Source organism: Ignavibacteriales bacterium (assembly GCA_026390575.1).
In the GTDB taxonomy this organism is placed as follows: Bacteria; Bacteroidota; Ignavibacteria; order UBA10030; family UBA10030; genus Fen-1298.
Map to the genome: position 1 here is coordinate 43043 of JAPLFR010000006.1, position 16944 is coordinate 59986.

Annotated in this window: 14 protein-coding genes; all 14 read right to left on the reverse strand. The window is 42.3% G+C overall.

Features of this window, described 5'->3' with window-relative positions; genetic code table 11:
• Window positions 1-49: 49 nt before the first annotated feature.
• Entirely contained in the window at window positions 50-1393 is a 1344-nt protein-coding gene (locus NTX44_03950) for a response regulator (GenBank protein ID MCX6120752.1), read from the reverse strand.
• 99 nt (window positions 1394-1492) lie between these two features.
• Entirely contained in the window at window positions 1493-3091 is a 1599-nt protein-coding gene (locus NTX44_03955; GenBank protein ID MCX6120753.1) for a DUF853 family protein, read from the reverse strand.
• Window positions 3092-3161: 70 nt separating this feature from the next.
• Complete coding sequence (locus tag NTX44_03960; GenBank protein MCX6120754.1) at window positions 3162-5444, reverse strand: response regulator; 2283 nt, start codon at window positions 5442-5444, stop codon at window positions 3162-3164.
• The gene (locus NTX44_03965; GenBank protein MCX6120755.1) at window positions 5441-6949 is read right to left on the reverse strand and encodes an ATP-binding protein; all 1509 of its coding nucleotides are present in this window, start codon (window positions 6947-6949) and stop codon (window positions 5441-5443) included. Before NTX44_03965 ends, NTX44_03960 begins: the two co-directional genes overlap by 4 nt.
• Complete coding sequence (locus NTX44_03970; protein MCX6120756.1) at window positions 6946-8085, reverse strand: chemotaxis response regulator protein-glutamate methylesterase; 1140 nt, start codon at window positions 8083-8085, stop codon at window positions 6946-6948. The genes NTX44_03965 and NTX44_03970 overlap by 4 nt, the downstream gene beginning before the upstream one ends.
• Window positions 8086-8099: 14 nt before the next feature.
• Window positions 8100-9809 carry a chemotaxis protein CheA gene (locus NTX44_03975; protein ID MCX6120757.1) on the reverse strand — a complete coding sequence of 570 codons (1710 nt, stop codon included), beginning with the start codon at window positions 9807-9809 and terminating at the stop codon, window positions 8100-8102.
• 48 nt (window positions 9810-9857) lie between these two features.
• A complete protein-coding gene (locus NTX44_03980) occupies window positions 9858-10466 on the reverse strand; it encodes a hypothetical protein (GenBank protein MCX6120758.1) in 609 nt (202 codons plus the stop codon).
• A 70-nt stretch (window positions 10467-10536) separates the two neighbouring features.
• Window positions 10537-11280 (reverse strand): protein phosphatase CheZ, encoded by a 744-nt coding sequence (locus tag NTX44_03985; protein ID MCX6120759.1) that lies wholly within the window; start codon window positions 11278-11280, stop codon window positions 10537-10539.
• A gap of 52 nt (window positions 11281-11332) precedes the next feature.
• Entirely contained in the window at window positions 11333-11725 is a 393-nt protein-coding gene (locus NTX44_03990) for a response regulator (GenBank protein ID MCX6120760.1), read from the reverse strand.
• A gap of 143 nt (window positions 11726-11868) precedes the next feature.
• Window positions 11869-12255, reverse strand: coding sequence for a response regulator (locus NTX44_03995; GenBank protein ID MCX6120761.1), 387 nt, complete (start codon window positions 12253-12255; stop codon window positions 11869-11871).
• Window positions 12256-12262: 7 nt separating this feature from the next.
• Window positions 12263-13141 carry a protein-glutamate O-methyltransferase CheR gene (locus tag NTX44_04000; protein MCX6120762.1) on the reverse strand — a complete coding sequence of 293 codons (879 nt, stop codon included), beginning with the start codon at window positions 13139-13141 and terminating at the stop codon, window positions 12263-12265.
• Complete coding sequence (locus tag NTX44_04005) at window positions 13134-14597, reverse strand: HEAT repeat domain-containing protein (protein MCX6120763.1); 1464 nt, start codon at window positions 14595-14597, stop codon at window positions 13134-13136. The genes NTX44_04000 and NTX44_04005 overlap by 8 nt, the downstream gene beginning before the upstream one ends.
• 123 nt (window positions 14598-14720) lie before the next feature.
• Window positions 14721-15695: a substrate-binding domain-containing protein gene (locus NTX44_04010; protein ID MCX6120764.1), complete on the reverse strand. Its 975-nt coding sequence runs from the start codon at window positions 15693-15695 to the stop codon at window positions 14721-14723.
• A 95-nt stretch (window positions 15696-15790) separates the two neighbouring features.
• Window positions 15791-16294: a chemotaxis protein CheW gene (locus NTX44_04015; protein MCX6120765.1), complete on the reverse strand. Its 504-nt coding sequence runs from the start codon at window positions 16292-16294 to the stop codon at window positions 15791-15793.
• Window positions 16295-16944: the final 650 nt, after the last annotated feature.

Below are 16944 nucleotides of genomic sequence, written 5' to 3' on the forward strand. Positions count from 1 at the left end.
TTTTGCTCCTTTATATCTGCGTGAGCGCATTATATTGCTATATTAAATATTAATTGGATTTTAGCTGTTTATAACGTTTTAATTTCCCTTTAATTGTATCGAGAAGCATGTCACCGGAAAAGGGTTTTGTTAGATAATCATCGGCTCCAAGACCCTTGCCGTATCTTATCATCCCCTCATCAATCATTCCACTTAGAAAAATGAATGGTACGCGACTGAGATGGGGCAACTGTCGGACTTTTTCATAGAACGAAAATCCTCCAATTGTTGAAGATTCAAGATTGATGTCAGAAACGATCAAATCAGGTATATCCTGCTGAAGACTGGCAAGTGCCTCATCAGACGTATTGAAAGCATGGACAGCAAAACCTCCTCCTTCAAGTACCCGTACGATCATTCCAAGCGTATTCTCCTCGTCATCAATAACATAGAGTGTTGGCTTATTCTGATGATGACCAAATTCTATGAGAACTTTTGCTTCGACTCTTGAATGTGCTTCTGGTGAAACATGATACTTTTGACGAAGTTCATTAATGACAGCCGAGCGCTCTTTCGCATTCATCCCAGAAGTCCAAACAAGCGTAAATGCATGTGCGTAGGATTCTTCCTTGGCTTCTAACTCGAGCTGTGTGTGTTCCTCCGTCGTAATACGGAGTGATGTTCGTAAATCCCTAAGCTGACTCTCTTCTTCTGGCGACATTGCGCCGTCTGCCCAAGCAAGCAGCAACACTCGTTTGTACATATCGTGGGCTTCGTTCGCTTTTGTCGCCTGCGTACTCTGTTGTGCATCTGCCTGAATAGGTTTTTGCTGTGGTACAGGCGATGGCTGCTGTGGCACGGGTTGTTGCCGCGGTATGGATCTTTGTTGCGGTATGGGTTGTTGCTGGGGTACATCATCAGTTTTTCTAGGCTGTTCTGGCGAAACAGGAGAGGTACGTTCAGGGACAATGGAAGTGGGGGTTGCGTTAGACGGTGCTTGTCCTCTAGCGGCACGTATCAAATCTTCCTGGTGTCGTTGCTCCGCCTCGAGCTTTTTCTGATGCCACTCCTCTAGTTGTCGTATCTGCGCTTCTTCCCTTTTTAACCGCTCTTCCTCTGCGCGCCGACGATCAGCATCGAGTTTTGATCGTGCTGCATCTTCCATCGCACCACGGTTGGATAATGCAGTTTTTTTCTTTGCTGCTTCCTCCTTCAGGAAGGCAATCCGTTCTTGGAATGCATAAATGTATGCATTAGTCGGATCAATCCTCTTTGCTTTTTCAAGATGCTCTTTTGCTTCGTCTAAATATCCTGCTTTAATGGCTTGGTCAACCACTTTTAAAATGTGGTTGGCTTCCATTCGAAGTTCTTCGGACGCATTCGGTGCTGTAGCCATCACTTGTTGGTCATTCACAATTTCTGTACAATATTATTGATGATACAATAAGTACTATGTCAATAATTTATGCATTCTCTCGTTGTGCAGCTTTTCTTCAGCACATTGTTCATCCCACTAACAACGTTCTTGGTACCACCATCGTCTTACGATCTCGCCGACATTCGTCGGTTCAGTCTTACGTTTCCATTTATCAAAAAACTGTATATCCGCGCTTGCTGGTTCCGGGTCTGGCGGGTCTATTTGAATACGCAGCGGCATAGGAACCGCATCACCGACAAATAATCCCTCTCCTTGACGAAGCGAGGGGAGCAGGCTTTCAAGACCGGGATATGTATCTGCAACGAGCCGGCACACATAATTCTGATCTACTGGATTTGTGAGACGCATGACGACAAAGTTGTTACATTGAGATAAAATCGTATCGGAAATATCAGAGGGTCTTTGGCTGACGATCATACAACTTACCCCGTATTTTCTCCCTTCTTTTGCTATACGTTCGACTGTGCGCCTTGCCGCTTGCGTTCCTTCTGTGGTAGTTGACAAATAATTATGTGCTTCTTCAAAGACCAAGAGAATCGGACATTCGCGGCGGCTAATATTCCAGAAATTAAAATCAAATGCCAATCTCGCCATAAGCGAAACGACGGTATTCACGATATCGAATGGAACACCACTCATATCCATGATGGTAATCTTCGATGCCCCATTCGGCCCGAACATTTTTGTGAGCAATTCTGAAAACGAGCCAGAGTGAATATACAGTCTGGGCTTAAACATAAAGTCATAACGCGGGTCATTTAATTTAGTGTCGAGCTGCACCAGAAATCGGGCAAACTTTCCATAAAATGGGCCGCTTTTTTCTGAATCAAGTGCTTCTATTTTTGAACGAACTTTTTCGAAATCGTAGTACACTGGCGTATCAATCGTCAGAACATTTTTCAATTCCGGATTCTGCAAGCGTTTTGCTTGAAACACAAGCTCTTTTAAAACCGTAATGTGAGTTGCCGCATGTTCATCTGAAGGATTAACAAATACTTCCGTCATTTCTTGAAACGTCATTAACCAGAATGGCAGCTCGAGTTCCGTTATATTAAGATATTGACTATTCTTTGGAAAAGCGCTTCGATATTCATTATGTATATCTAAAATGATCACTTTCGTATCAGGAAAGCCGATCACTTTTTGAAGGATTGAAGCAACGGTGCATGACTTACCGGAGCCGCTTGTTCCAATGACCGCAAGGTGTTTTCCAAAAAACCGGTTTGGATCAATAAAGGCCCGCTCGTTTTCAAAAAGGGAAAGTCTGCCTGTCGAAAACCCGAACCGCTGAAACACTGAAAAAGCAACTGCAAGATCTTTTTCTTCAAGAATGTATACTGGAGTTTCTGCTGTTGGGAACGTAGAGACGCCGCGCTCAAAAATACCATTTTTGACAGATCCAATAAGAGAAATGATCATTTCATAATGAGATTTCGTTTTCCCATTTTCTCCATATTCGAACTTTCTGAATTCTGACACCATACCAAGCAAAACCTGTCTGCCAACAGGCACAAGCACATAGGTACCTATCTGTCCGATAGGATACGATTTCCCATTCAACTGCACTGAGAGACTTACTAATTGCGAATCAAGTAAGACAGTCGCAGTTGAGGATGTCACCTTTTGAATGACACCGATTCTTTTTTGATCCCAAATTGTCTTAACAGCAGCCATACTATTTTATCTCATCATCGAGCCGCGATATGCACGGCATTTCGCCAATTATAAAAACTTATTCCTCGGTTCACGCACTTGGAACTTCACACAATACTTCGTTCACCATTGAAGCGACGTCTTCAGAACTGAAAGGCTTCTGAAGGAAAGGTAACTCATGCATTATCGCGTTCATCTCACTACTCATGTTTTCCAACATACTTCCCGTCATACCAATTATTTTAATTTGTGGATTTATTTGTCGGAGTTCAGGAATTGTTGATAGTCCGCTTAATTTTGGCATAAGCATGTCCAGCAATACAATATCAATCTTCTTTTGATTTTCTTTATACACAGTAATTGCTTCATACCCATCATAAGCAGTCAGTACTTTAAAGTTTTTCTTTTCAAGTGTCGGCCGCAAAAGATCCTGCATGGTTTTTTCATCATCCACGACAAGAATGGTCTCACCATGGCCCATCGCGACAGCGCAATCCTGCACAACTTCCAACTCCGCCACCTCTTCCTTGGCAGGAAGAAAGACTTTAAATTCTGTCCCCTTGTCTACTTCACTATGAACATCGATGAAACCGCCGTGGCTTTTTACAATGCTTAACGCCGATGAGAGGCCTAAGCCAGTTCCTTTCCCCGGTTCCTTCGTTGTGAAAAATGGATCGAATATTCGATTGATTATTTCCCGCGGAATTCCGCTGCCAGTATCCTTCACACTTAAGACAACATACATGCCAGGTGCAGCATCCAGGTGTAACCCTGCCTCTTGTTCGCTGAGTGTAATATTTTGTAAATCAATTTTGAGCGTACCACCGTTGGGCATTGCATCACGGGCGTTGATCGAAAGATTCATCAATACTTGATATAATTGTGTCGAATCTCCCACAACAAACCAAATACCTTTAGGACAATGCTTTTCTACTTTAATAATTGGTGGAAATGTTTCTGCAATGAAATGTAATAATTCAAACACAAGGAGTTTGAGTTGAAGCATAACGCGGTCGCCCTTCACTCCCCGTACAAATGACATCAGTTGTCTGACAACCCCCTCGCCCCGTTTTGCAGAGCTTTCGAGCGTTCTGAGGATATCCTGACTTGCTTCATCTGTTAGTTTTTCCCTCATAAAAGGAACAGCTAAAATGATTGGTGTCAGAACATTGTTGAGATCATGTAAAATCCCGCTTGCCAGTGTACCAACGCTTTCCAAACGTTGTGCACGAAGAAACTGCTGCTCGATGTTCTTTTTATCAGTAATGTCCGTATTGATAGTAAGGATCGACTTTGGCTTTCCTTGTTCGTCCCGGACAACGCTCCACTTGCTTTCAACAATAACACTCTTTTGCATCTTGGTCACCTGATGCAATTCACCAAACCATAGTCCCTTCTTTTCTATGTCCTGCAGCGCGCGCTCGATACTGTCGAGTTCTGTGTGAAGCAATTGAGAAGCATTTTTTGAAATTGCTTCTTCTTGCTTCCATCCGTAGATCCTTTCCGCACTATTATTCCAGTAAATGATATGATCGTTAAGATCACGAACAATAATTGCATCTTGTGCGATGTCGAGTAAACTCGCTTGTTCTCTAATTTTTTCCTCTGCTGTTTTGCGTTCAGAAATATCTTGCATATAAATGGCAAGACCATCTTCTGCGGGATACGCCCGAACCTGCATCCAAGAATCTAATGCAGCATTGTACTCTTCAAATTCAGCAAATTCATGAGCTGCCATTGCGCGATGTAACGCTTTGTACGCCACCGAATCGCTTGGGGCGGGAAATTCATCCCACCAATTTTTCCCCCAGAGATCTTCACGTCGTTTATTTACTTTTGCCAGAAATGTATCGGATCGCGGGTTTAAATACATGACATACCAAGATTTGTTCACGGAAAAGAATGCATCTGTGATACTTTCAAAGATGGTGAGCATTTGTTTCTGAGACCGTCTGAGTTCCTCCTCAAGCCGTTCATTTTCCCGTTCTGCTCTCTGTTTTTCAAGCGCATTTTGAATAGCACCCGGTAATCGACGAAGACTTGACTTCAGAATATAGTCATCAGCACCTTCCTTCAGGCATTCTACAGCTATTTCTTCATTCTTCATTCCTGTGACAAGGATAAATGGAATCCTTACTTTCTTTCCACGCACTATTTTCAACGCTTCCAAGCCGCTGAACTGAGGCAGCGAATAATCTGCAAGCACTAAATCTGGAGAAAATATTTCAAGCTCTTTCAAGAACTTATTCTTGGAAGCAACTCGCCGTGCATTGTACAAAATGTTTGCGTTCTGAAGTTCTCGTTCTATCATTTCAGCGTCGATCGGAATATCTTCCAGCATCAGAATTTTCAAATTTCCATTTTGCTGTGTCATTGCATTATGCCTATTGTTTCACTTATTGTTTTCGTTGTTTTGGGAAGTGTAAATGAGAACCGAGCACCCGTGTCCACTTTGCCTTCGGCCCAAACTTGTCCGCCGTGTCTTCGGACAATCCGTTGGACAATTGCCAAACCGACTCCTGTCCCTTCAAATTCTTCAGCAGCGTGTAATCTGTGAAACGCACCGAAAAGGCGATCAACATATTGCATATCAAATCCGACACCGTTATCACTTACACAATATTTTGCGCCTTCGTTGAACGGCTGTGAATCAATGGTCACTTCTCGTTTTTGTTTATAGCGTGTATATTTGAAGGCATTCGAAAGAAGATTGTACCATACTTGACGTACTAATGTTGCATCACCGTAAGCAGGAATGAGCGGTCGGATAGCTATTGAAAGAGAAGACGATCCGCCTTCACATTTCAACAAATCGTCAACCACCGCATGCACGAGAGTAGTCATATCAATCAGCGATTGCTGTGGATCAAGTTGAACAACTTTTGAAAAAGCGAGCAATCCGTCAAGAAGCTTTTCCATGTGCTCTGAGCTTGCAGTAATCTGCCGTAACAGTGCATGCCCTTCTGTATCGAGATTTGCTGCATGTTGTGTACTTAACCAATCGCAAATGTTCCGTATCGTCAGAATTGGTCCACGCAAATCGTGAGAGACCGAAAATGACAACGCTTCCAATTCATCATACACGGCATCAGCTCCAGTGCCTATGTCGGTATTGCGCTGCCGAGATGCTCTTTGTTCACGTAGCATCTGAATATCTTTTTGAAGAGATATTCGTTCAATCTGTTCTTTCTCTAGGACATTCCTTACATTTATATTCATATAAAGCGAAGCGGTCAGAGAGGCAACCGTGCGGAGGACATCGATACGTTCTGGTAAAAAGAATTGCGGACGGGCACTGAGTAGTGAGATCGCCCCAACTGTTGTACCGTCGCATATCAGCGGCAATGATATGATCGAACCATACGTATGCGCACCTAAGGGCAAAGGTATTGCTTTCGACGATCGATCCATCTCCCATAAGTTCGTGGTGCTCGTGGCGCAGGGGAATAACGCTACTGGGTTTAAAAGAATATTTCGACCGTCGACTTCTTCCGCTGCCTCCGGCGTGGAAAATGTATTTGACCAAGTAGCATTACAAGCCACCACCTCAAGAGTACCTTCGGTGGTGCATTTGTATATGCAAGCACCATCGACCTGAAGCATTTCCGTATATACTTTAATAATATCGTTGGAAAGTTGTTTTGATGTTTGACGATGCAGCATTAATTGTTCGAATGCTCGAACCGCACCGTGAATATTCATAGATGGCATCAATCTATCGTCAGTACCTTCTGAACAAGAGTCATTTGATTTTAGATGTTGATCCCTCTTTCCTAAGAGGCGCTTGAACGATTTACCCTTCTGTTCATCGGAAACACGATTTTTATCCGATTCACCGAAAGCAATATTCATATTATCATTCATGGTATATTTATTCATATACCTTCTCCTCTGCCAACAGGCTTATATGATGGCACCCTTAATTTTGTTAACTGTTCAAGTGCAAGTGAGATTTTCTCGAGTGATACCATACAATCTACAACACCTTCTTCAAGCGCCGCCTGTGGCATACCATACACAATACAGCTTTCTTCATCTTGCGCAATTACATATCCGCCTTTTGATTTGATGCATTTCAGTCCTCCGACTCCATCTTTTCCCATACCAGTCATAATGAGGCTGAGTAACGGTCCATGAAATGTTGCAGCTGCAGATTTCATCATAATATCCGCAGAAGGTCGATACAGTTCATTCAAAGGTTCATCAGAAATTTCCGCTTTTACATATGGACCGTCATTGCAAAACGTCATTTGTTTCCCACCAGGTGCAATCAGCACTTTTCCCGCTTCAATGATTTCCCCCTGTTCTGCTTCCTTTACATAAACCCTGCTTAAACTATTCAGTCTATCCGCTAACGATTTTGTAAAATGCGGGGGCATGTGTTGTACAATTGCCATGCCTATGGGAAATTGCTCTGGAATTTTCGGAATGAGCTTATTTAAAACCTCGGGTCCACCTGTTGAGATCCCAACAACGACTGCTTGGAAATCCAATGCTATACTTTCGAAAGAGACAGTTTTAGATTTTGGTTTGCTTTGACTTTTTCTCACGTACGATGATTGCGCTAACCGCCTCATACGAAATCGGGTTTGAATTAAACGGCTATGTACAATTTGTTTTATCTTGTCGATAAGTTCATCTTTGATATTCCTGATGTTCGTCGAGAGAGAGGCAAGATCTTTTGAAATGAAATCAACTGCCCCTAATTCAAGTGCCTGCATGGTGGAATATGCGCCCGCCGTCGTCAACGAGCTGACCATAAGCACCGGCACCGGCATTTGTTCCATAATAATTTTTAAAGCAGTGAGGCCATCCATACCAGGCATTTCAATATCCAGCGTTACTATGTCAGGCTTCAATTTACCTATCTTGTCTATTCCATCATTGCCATCTCGAGCAGTAGCAATGACTTGGATTTCTTTATCCGATTCCAACATAAGCGTTAATGATTTCCGCATAAATGCAGAATCATCAATGATTATGACTTTTATCAAGTTCTCTTCGGATTGTTTCATGCTCTATCCGTTACTTATGCTACTTTTCCAAAATGACGTGCAAACAATTCAATAAATTGACCAACGTCGATGACTAAAATGACGCTTCCATCTCCGAGAATTGTTGAGCCTGCTATTCCAGGAACATTGCCCAGATAATTGCCTAACGATTTGATAACGATCTCTTTCTGTCCTTTGAGAGAGTCGACCAAAAGGCCGATTCGTTTTTCCGCCCAACCGACTACAACAACGTATGAATTTGGTGACTGTTTTGCGGCTTTTGAATTTCCAATAATATCGGACATCCTTGCCAGCGGTAAGATAACGTCCCTGAGCCGTATTACTTCCCGTCCTTGAATTGTATATATATCATCAGGTTCAATACTAATAATTTCAAGCACAGCGCTCAGCGGAACAGCAAAAATTTCGTCTGCCACCTTCATGAGAAGGCCTTGAATAATTGCAAGCGTCAACGGTACTTTCAAGATGATAATAGTTCCCTTGCCGACTTCGGAATCTATTTCGACAATTCCTTTTAACTTTGCGATATTTGTTTTAACGACATCCATTCCGACACCCCTTCCCGATACATTTGTAGCTTCAGGTTTTGTACTGAAGCCAGGGACGAAAATCAAGTTCAGTATGTCGGATGTCGTCATATCCCGTACTTGTGCTTCTGAGATTATTCCTTTTTCGATTGCTTTCTGTTTAATGAGCTCGGCATCCATACCGCGCCCGTCATCTTCCATTGTGATAAGAATATAATTTCCGTCACGCTCAGCGTTGACCACAACGATCCCTTGCGCTGGTTTTCCATTTTTCGTTCTCTCTTCCGGCGATTCAATACCATGATCAATGGCATTGCGCGTCATATGGATGAGCGGATCGTTTAATTCTTCTATTATAGATTTATCCAGCTCCGTTTCCTTGCCGTAAATTTGAAGATCGACTTCCTTGCCTGTCGTGCGCATAAGGTCTCTCACGAGAAGAGGAAGTCCATTGAATACTTTCTCAATTGGAACCATCCGCGTTTTCATGACAGCCATTTGAAGTTCCGTTGTCACAAAGTCAATCTGACTGCTGACATCGGCGATATGTTTTGATATTTCAATCCGTTCATATTTTTCCATCAGCGACTGGGTAGCCTGTGCAAGACGATTGCGGGCAAGAACAAGCTCGCCAACAAGATTCATCAAATCGTCAAGTCTGTCAATATCAACCCGGATTGTCGGATCAGCTGTGCGTTGTTGCTTGACTTCAAATGTTTCAGATGCGGATGGGGTTTGCTCTTTCGTTACCTGTACACCATCTTCAACCTGAGCTATAACAGGCTGCGGCTGCATTGCTGCACGTAATCTTTCAAGAATCCCATTCAGTTCAATGGGCTGTAGATTGCGACTCTCGATCCGTTGGAGGAGAGCACTTGCTGCATTGTGAACTTCAATGAGCACATCTATGATTTTACTATCCGCAATAAAATCACCTTTCCGGAGTTTGTTTAATAAGTCTTCACCGGTATGGGTCAGTTCTGTCATCTGGTTGAAACCGAGAAACGACGATGTGCCTTTGAGTGTATGTACTCCTCGAAAAATATTGTTTAATAAATCCGCATCGGTAGGACTTTTTTCCAGAGCAAGCAAATCCTGACTTAAATGATCAAGAATTTCTTTAGATTCGACAAGATAACTGTCGAAGATCTCCCTCATATCCTCATCAAAACCGGCTTTATCTTGTTTATCATCCATTGAATAATGTTCCATCTTTTGTATACTCTGACGGAAAAACTCCTTCACTTATTTTGCTTCTTTTTCCTGCCAAGCCGAAACGACCTCATCAATCTTTGATTGATGTTCGGGCGCTTTCATATATGAGGCATTCACGTCAAATGCTCTGGGTCCATCTATTTCCACTTCAAATTGACGCCGCGCATTGTCGGCATTCTGTTTGGCTGTCTCAAAATAATTCAACTCGTTTAATAATTCTTTGCGAACAGATTCTATAAGATGATTTGCTGCTCCAATTTTTTGTGCTGTTATATCCTGCACCTGTAAGGCAACAGTGATATTGCTTGTGTTCTCTTTCAATTCTGCCAAGGTCTGCTTGATGCCTGTGAGCATCAAGACTTGTTTTTCGGAAATCCCGGCTTGATCGAATTCTTTCATTCCATTCTCTAGTATGTGAATCTTCGTTCCCATCACATCGAGAACATCAAGAATTTCCACCGTAGCGAGTTCTGTTGCTTGCGTTACGGTATTCAACTGGACAGATGCATTGGGAATCTTGCTTGAGCTTTCCTCAATGGCGTTCTTTATACGATCAAGCAATGTGATAACCTTCTGGAGCGCAGTTATTACGCTTTCTGTCGTCCCTTCAACATTTTCGATTTTCTCTTCGTTTGCCATGTTTTTCACCTTTTTTTTATGCTCGTGATTATTCAATTTCGCGTTAAACCAGATTTTCACTTTTCAACTTCTACAATTGTCCTGCACGCGCCTTACTCAGCAAGGCCTCAACCATTTTCTTCCTTTCGACATCACCCACATTCTCCTGTTCAGGTTGAATCAGTATGGCGGGCAACGGCGGGAGAGTCTCTGCTGTACTCGTACTGAAAAAGCCGGTCGTGAGCTTACGAAGTCCATCAGCGACGGCTTCAATTGTTCCCATCACAGTACCAATATGCTGCTGAGTGATATCCGATACTTGAAGTGCCATCATAATTTCAGTGCAATCACTTTGAAGATCCTTCAACAATCGTTCAAGGTTGCTTGTTGGACCGTTCATTCTCATGCTTTGCAGATGAATATCCCATGCTTCTGCGAGCTTGACAATATCTTCATCCCAACCTGATTTATCTACTAATGATTTCACTATTGCGGCCATTTTTTTTGTCGCCGCGCCTAGATCTGAAGATATCATTCCAGAGGCAACCGACGCAATCACTTCGTCAAGAGTTGCTACCATTCTATCTAACGTGTTCAAGATGTCGGTCGATGCCTGTTCAGTGGCTTGTGTAACCCGTGCGAGCTGATCTGCAGCCCTGGGAATATTAACCATCGACACCTCGACAACCGCCCTGAGATCTTCAATGGCAGGACTAATTTCCCTGACAAAGGCAGCGATCTCATCGAGAACCGGAACGGTGCGCTCTCCATACTCGCAGAACACCTTCAGTTCAGCGGCTTTTTGCAAGATGCCATCAAGTTCCTGTTGATTCATAACTCTACCCTCTCCAGAACAAATTGTATTGAGATTGATCTATTCATCTGCTCTACACTGTATTGACTTGAACAGTTTTGAGAATACCTTCAATCTTTTCTTTCAGTTCTTGCGGCGTAAATGGCTTCACAATATAGCTGTTCACTTTTGCCTGAAGTGCTTCAATCACATCATGTTCTGTGCCTCGAGTGGTGATCATAAGGATGGGCAAAGATGAGTATATCGGATTTGCACGGACCTGTTTAATAAAATCCAGGCCGTTCATTTCCGGCATATTCCAGTCTGTGATAATGAAATCCACATTGGCGTTAGTCAGTTTTTCAAGGGCATCTTTTCCATTTGCCGCCTCAACGGTATCTGGAAACCCTACGGTTTTCAACGCATTCGTTATAATACGTCGTATTGTGATCGAATCGTCCACAATGAGGATTTTCATTGATGTCATGATCTTATCCTTTGTTTGGTGTTATTGTTAAGTTTCTTTTTTTCTTTGCAGACCATTCACTGATGCTCTGCATCAAAGTGCTATTTTGTCATCGTAAAAGATATAAGGAAAGGAACGATTTGATAATAGGATATTTCCTATACTCATATCTTATGCTGGATTGTTTTATTAACAAACCGAAAAACTTCACGCTGTATAGCTTCAGTACTCAGCGGCTTTTCGAGAAACGCAACCGCTCCTAGTTCTAACGCATAATCTTTGTTTTTCAAATCTGTCATTGAAGACAGGACAATTATTGGAATAGCATAATATTCCGGAGTTTCTCGAAGTGTTCGGATGAATTCAAATCCATCCATATCGGGCATATTGAGATCTGTGATGATAAGATCGAACTTTTCTGCGGGCATTAGTTCCAATGCCTCAACTCCGTCCGCTGCAGTGACCACTCGAAATCCCTTCATATTCAATGATGCGGCGACGAACTTTCTTACTGTCGCCGAATCATCTACAACCAAAACTACCTTGTCCATACTTATATTACTCCTTTTTATATACGGTCGTCTTGGGAAAACTCACCAATTTAAACGCATTCGAAATCTTGTGCAGCATTTCCGAAGAACCTATGAAGAGATATCCGCCTCGATTGAGACTATCGTATAAATCTCCAATAACCTGTATTTTTGCTTTTTGATCGAAATAGATAAGAACATTCGAACAAAAAATGAAATCGAAATGCGTCATTTGTCGCATCGTTTGGTGATTAATCAAGTTATTATATTCAAACCGCACTAACTCTTTTACTTCTGTTCTCAGACGGTAGAGTCCATTATAACTCTCAAAATATTTTTTCACATATACTTCCGGCAGAGAGCGGATCGCATAGTGACTATATTCAGCAACGCGTGCCATGTCGACCACTGCCGTGTTAATATCCGAACCTATGATATCGATATGCAGGTCGGGATATTGAGGTTTGAGATGTTCTAAACATAACATTGCCAGCGTATAAGGTTCTTCACCGGAAGAACATGCTGCGCTCCATATTCGAAGGGTTCGTGCGCCATATGTCTTCTTGGCGATGATTTCCCCTGCAAGTTTCTGTTGAAACGCGTTCATTTGCCCTTCGTTCCTAAAGAAAGAAGTCTCGTTGATCGTCACGATATTGCACAGGGATTCGAACTCACGTTCTCTTTGCTTACCATATTTCAACAATTGAAGATACTCTTCAAAATGAGCAATATTGAGTAATTGCAGCCGTCTCGTAAGTCTTCCTTCGATGAGGTACTTTTTCTTTTCCGTGAAATAAATACCTGTTTTTGAATAAATAAAATCCCTCAGGAGCGCAAAGGTTTCATCAGAAAGCTTCGGTGCGGAAGAAATCTCTGGTCGGATTCTATCTGGGACTTGTTCAAGCACAGTCATCGGCTCCCTTATCAAGTGCTTCATCTCCAGTTATTGAACTACCAATTTCCACCGGAAGTCCAGCAGCTCGCAACGCTGTTATGGCTGCTTCTTGCACCATTTCATTCTCGTCATTAACAAATCGAGCGATGCAATCCAGAGCACGTCGTGTCGGCATTGTTCCAAGTTGATCTATTATATGAGCTCGAGACCACGGATCCATCTCAATGAGAGCGCTGCTCAAAAAAGTAACAGCACAATCACAATCGAGCCGAAAAAGCGTATCCGCAATGATTTCACGATCTTCCTCGCTGGCATCCTGCCATGCCTCTATGGTCACAGCAAATATCCGTTTCAGTTCAATGTCGTTTATGGGGAAAACAGAATAATTTTTGTATGAGTGAATAAATTCGGTTGCAAGCTTCCCAAGCAACATGATCATTTGAATCTTCCCTCTTGACACTCCTCGTTCGAGACATTCAACAGCAATTTGAAAGACCAACGGTCTGGCAGACATCTGGGCGATAATGACAAAATCCATCTCTTCAGAAATACCAAGTGAGAGGAGAAGAGCTTGCGTTACATCCCGGTCTTTGAACTGGACCAGCCCCTTTGCTGCGCTGAGTTGAATATGTTGATTATCAATGCATAGTGCATGCAACAAATCGTCTCGTACTTTATCCTCAAATTGAAAATCCAGGTTGTGCCGTTCTATGATTTGAACAACTTCATGCAGCAACACATCCCGAAGGTGTTCCCTGATGTGCTCATAGTTTGCAAGAAGTATTTCGAGTGTTCCCTTGTCTCCCACAATTCCAATGGCATCGAGCAATGCGAAAAGATATACTCCATCTGGATTACCAATAATGAGCGCATTCTTGAATTTATCCTCGAGAAAATCTCGGACAGAGGTGCCGCCGATTTTCCCGAGTGCTTCAATCGCCATAATACGGGCAAATGGATAGTGCTCATACGCGTCGCCGATTGGTTTGATCGTCGTATTGCTGCCAATATTGCCAAGTGCCTCGAGTACCGCAACAATGACGTTGGGGTCCGTATCATCTAAAAGCGGCAAGAGATAATAAATTGGTTCTTTATCCTTTATTTCTCCGAGAATATCAACAGCTAATTTGCGAACATCTTTGTTATTAGATCTGAGATAAGGAACAAGCGCATGAATTGAGTTTTTTCCAAGTCTGACAAGCAACTTTGCAGCAAGATTTCGAGGGACAATATCTTCATCCTCAATATGATATACGATAGCTCGCGCTGCAGCCGCCCCGCCAATACTCAGAAATGAACGCGAGACAGCATCTTCGACTCCTTTATTTTCATCTTGCAGAGCAATCGAGAGAACCGCTAAGACATTTTGGTCGCTGCTCTCAGCAAGATCTTCTGCTGCTCTGCGCCGGACATCAGGGTCGGGATCCGTCAGCAGAAGACAGACGAGATCTTTTGTTGTTTTATCCATAAGACTTGCTTCTTCGGTTGTGTTTCGGCTTCTAATTGTTTAATATCAATTTTTTGACACATTGGTGAATTATTGAGCGAATGCACCTAATTCTATTCTAATAAAGTTTTATCTGAACATGCTTTAGTCTGACATACTTGGTAACGCTATTAGTTTCTTGATTTCCGGGTCATTTATATTCTCGCGAGTTACGACATCGACGTCGATATCGATCTTTGAGGAAACTTTTTTCCCGCGTATATAATCGACAATCGTTTTTACACTATAGAAACCCATCCGTGCTGGATCCTGTGTGACAAGGGCACTGATTTCACCATTCTTCAATGCTTCAAGTGCTGGAGCCGGTGTATCAAAACCAACGAATTTTACTTTACCTGCAAGATTTAGATTTCGTAAAGCGAGAAGCATACCCATCGTAGATTGTTCATAGGAGCAGAAGACACCGTCGGCATCCCTCAGTTTCTCTGCTATCTTCATACATTTTATTTTTGTTTCTTCTGCAGTGCCGCTTACAAAAAGATCTTTCTCGATTAACCGAATACCTTTGGATTTTGCTATTACAGTAAGGAAGCCTTCTTCACGACTCGTAATATTGGATTGACCAGCGACAACGCGCAGCATAACAACATTACCTCTGCCGCCAAGTAATTTGACTAATTGCTCACCGGCAATAAGTCCAGCTTTTTTATTGTCTATGCCGACCACACTAATGAAATCTTTTCCTGGCGTTCCCTTCAGGGCACTATCAAAAATTAAAACAGGTATTTTGTTCTTTGCAGCTTTTGCAATCGACTTTGCAAAGGCATCCTTATCCATTGGTGCGAGTGCTATCCCGGATACTCCTTCACTGATGCACTGCTCGACGAGAGAAATTTGTTGTACCAGATCATCATCCTTTAACGGGGCTTTCCAATCAACCTCGACACCCCCTAACCCAGCAGCTCCTAATTTTGCACCTCCATGTACTGATTTCCAAAATGCAGCCGTACTGCTTTTCGGAATAACAGCAATCCTTAATTTTTCTTGTGGAAGCACGAATGTTCCCATTGCTGACACAAGAAATAAGATGAAAACAAAAAGAACAATTCGTTTTTTCATGGATATCTCTTCTTAAATTTTTTAGTCAATTTGTTATAAAAGCGAGTTTTGCAAAACAGGAATACTGCTTACGCATAGTCTTTCATCTCGTCAATTCAAATTGTCGATTCAAGTTGCTGCTTTTCTTTATCGAGAAGAATTCGTTCAAGATCTAAAAGAATCAATAAACGATTTTCCAGCTTTGCAACCGCCGTGATGTACTCCGATCCAATACCTGCGACAATAGGTGGAGGAGGTTCGGTTATATTTTTGGGTATCCTCAGCACTTCGCTGACCGCATCAACAACAAAACCGACAACCATATCGTTTAACTCGACAACAATAATACGCGTATTCCTGTCACTTTCCTTTGGTGGAAATCCAAAGCGTTTCCGCAGGTCAATGATGGGGATAACTTTTCCACGCAAATTAATCACACCGCTGACAAATTCAGGTGAGTTGGGCACTCGTGTAATCTCCACCATTCGATTGATTTCCTGAATACTTTGAATATCCAATCCGAATTCTTCTTGCCCAATATTAAAACTCACAAGCTGAAGTAGTTCTTCTGCCTGAACTTTCATTTCCTTTTGAACCTTTACATTTATTTTGGTTGTCATCAGAATACTCCTTTCGATGATACAATATTTCTCGGTCCTACGCGCCGCAAATGTGTGGAATCGATCCACAACTCATTGACAAAGCGATCTTCATTTTCTTCTAAAAAATAATTTCAATAGAACTATTTTAGCGTTTGTATGCACGCTCTTTCTTCTTTGTTACTATTGTGTTCTCATACAACGGTTTCTATAGAAATTCATGCGGAGTCAATTTGCATAATAGTGACAAGGAACGATATCAGTACAACTCTGATTCTTCTATAAGAATTAACCTACTGCTTGAGGTCTTTAATGAAATCAGGTCTATTGCGCCGATTACTCTTAAAATTGCATCATTTCGTTGGTTTCAATTACCAAAGAACAAGTTGAAAAGCGATGTAACTGCGCGTGGAGGACAATGAGAGAGAAATGAATAGAAAAATTCCTAATAATTGATGTCACGCAGAATGCAACAAAATATTGCCTCGAACTTTGCCAAGGGCATCCCTTTCGGGACAGGTCGTCGTATTAATATTTAAAAAAATCTGGGCTTTTCCCAAAGGGATGGCTTTTCGCCAAGCCTAAAACGATTTAAATTGTGGCTAAAGCCGATGCTGTTTCCTTTTACTCATCCACGACGTAAACCTGCCGGCAGGCTCGCTTAAGCACGA

Coding starts and splice junctions, on each gene's coding strand:
- NTX44_03955 (MCX6120753.1), bottom strand. CDS start 3,091: ATGGCTGCTGTTAAGACAATTTGGGATCAAAAAAGAATCGGTGTCATT.
- NTX44_03960 (MCX6120754.1), bottom strand. CDS start 5,444: ATGACACAGCAAAATGGAAATTTGAAAATTCTGATGCTGGAAGATATT.
- NTX44_03965 (MCX6120755.1), bottom strand. CDS start 6,949: ATGAATAAATATACCATGAATGATAATATGAATATTGCTTTCGGTGAA.
- NTX44_03970 (MCX6120756.1), bottom strand. CDS start 8,085: ATGAAACAATCCGAAGAGAACTTGATAAAAGTCATAATCATTGATGAT.
- NTX44_03975 (MCX6120757.1), bottom strand. CDS start 9,809: ATGGATGATAAACAAGATAAAGCCGGTTTTGATGAGGATATGAGGGAG.
- NTX44_03980 (MCX6120758.1), bottom strand. CDS start 10,466: ATGGCAAACGAAGAGAAAATCGAAAATGTTGAAGGGACGACAGAAAGC.
- NTX44_03985 (MCX6120759.1), bottom strand. CDS start 11,280: ATGAATCAACAGGAACTTGATGGCATCTTGCAAAAAGCCGCTGAACTG.
- NTX44_03990 (MCX6120760.1), bottom strand. CDS start 11,725: ATGACATCAATGAAAATCCTCATTGTGGACGATTCGATCACAATACGA.
- NTX44_03995 (MCX6120761.1), bottom strand. CDS start 12,255: ATGGACAAGGTAGTTTTGGTTGTAGATGATTCGGCGACAGTAAGAAAG.
- NTX44_04005 (MCX6120763.1), bottom strand. CDS start 14,597: ATGGATAAAACAACAAAAGATCTCGTCTGTCTTCTGCTGACGGATCCC.
- NTX44_04010 (MCX6120764.1), bottom strand. CDS start 15,695: ATGAAAAAACGAATTGTTCTTTTTGTTTTCATCTTATTTCTTGTGTCA.
- NTX44_04015 (MCX6120765.1), bottom strand. CDS start 16,294: ATGACAACCAAAATAAATGTAAAGGTTCAAAAGGAAATGAAAGTTCAG.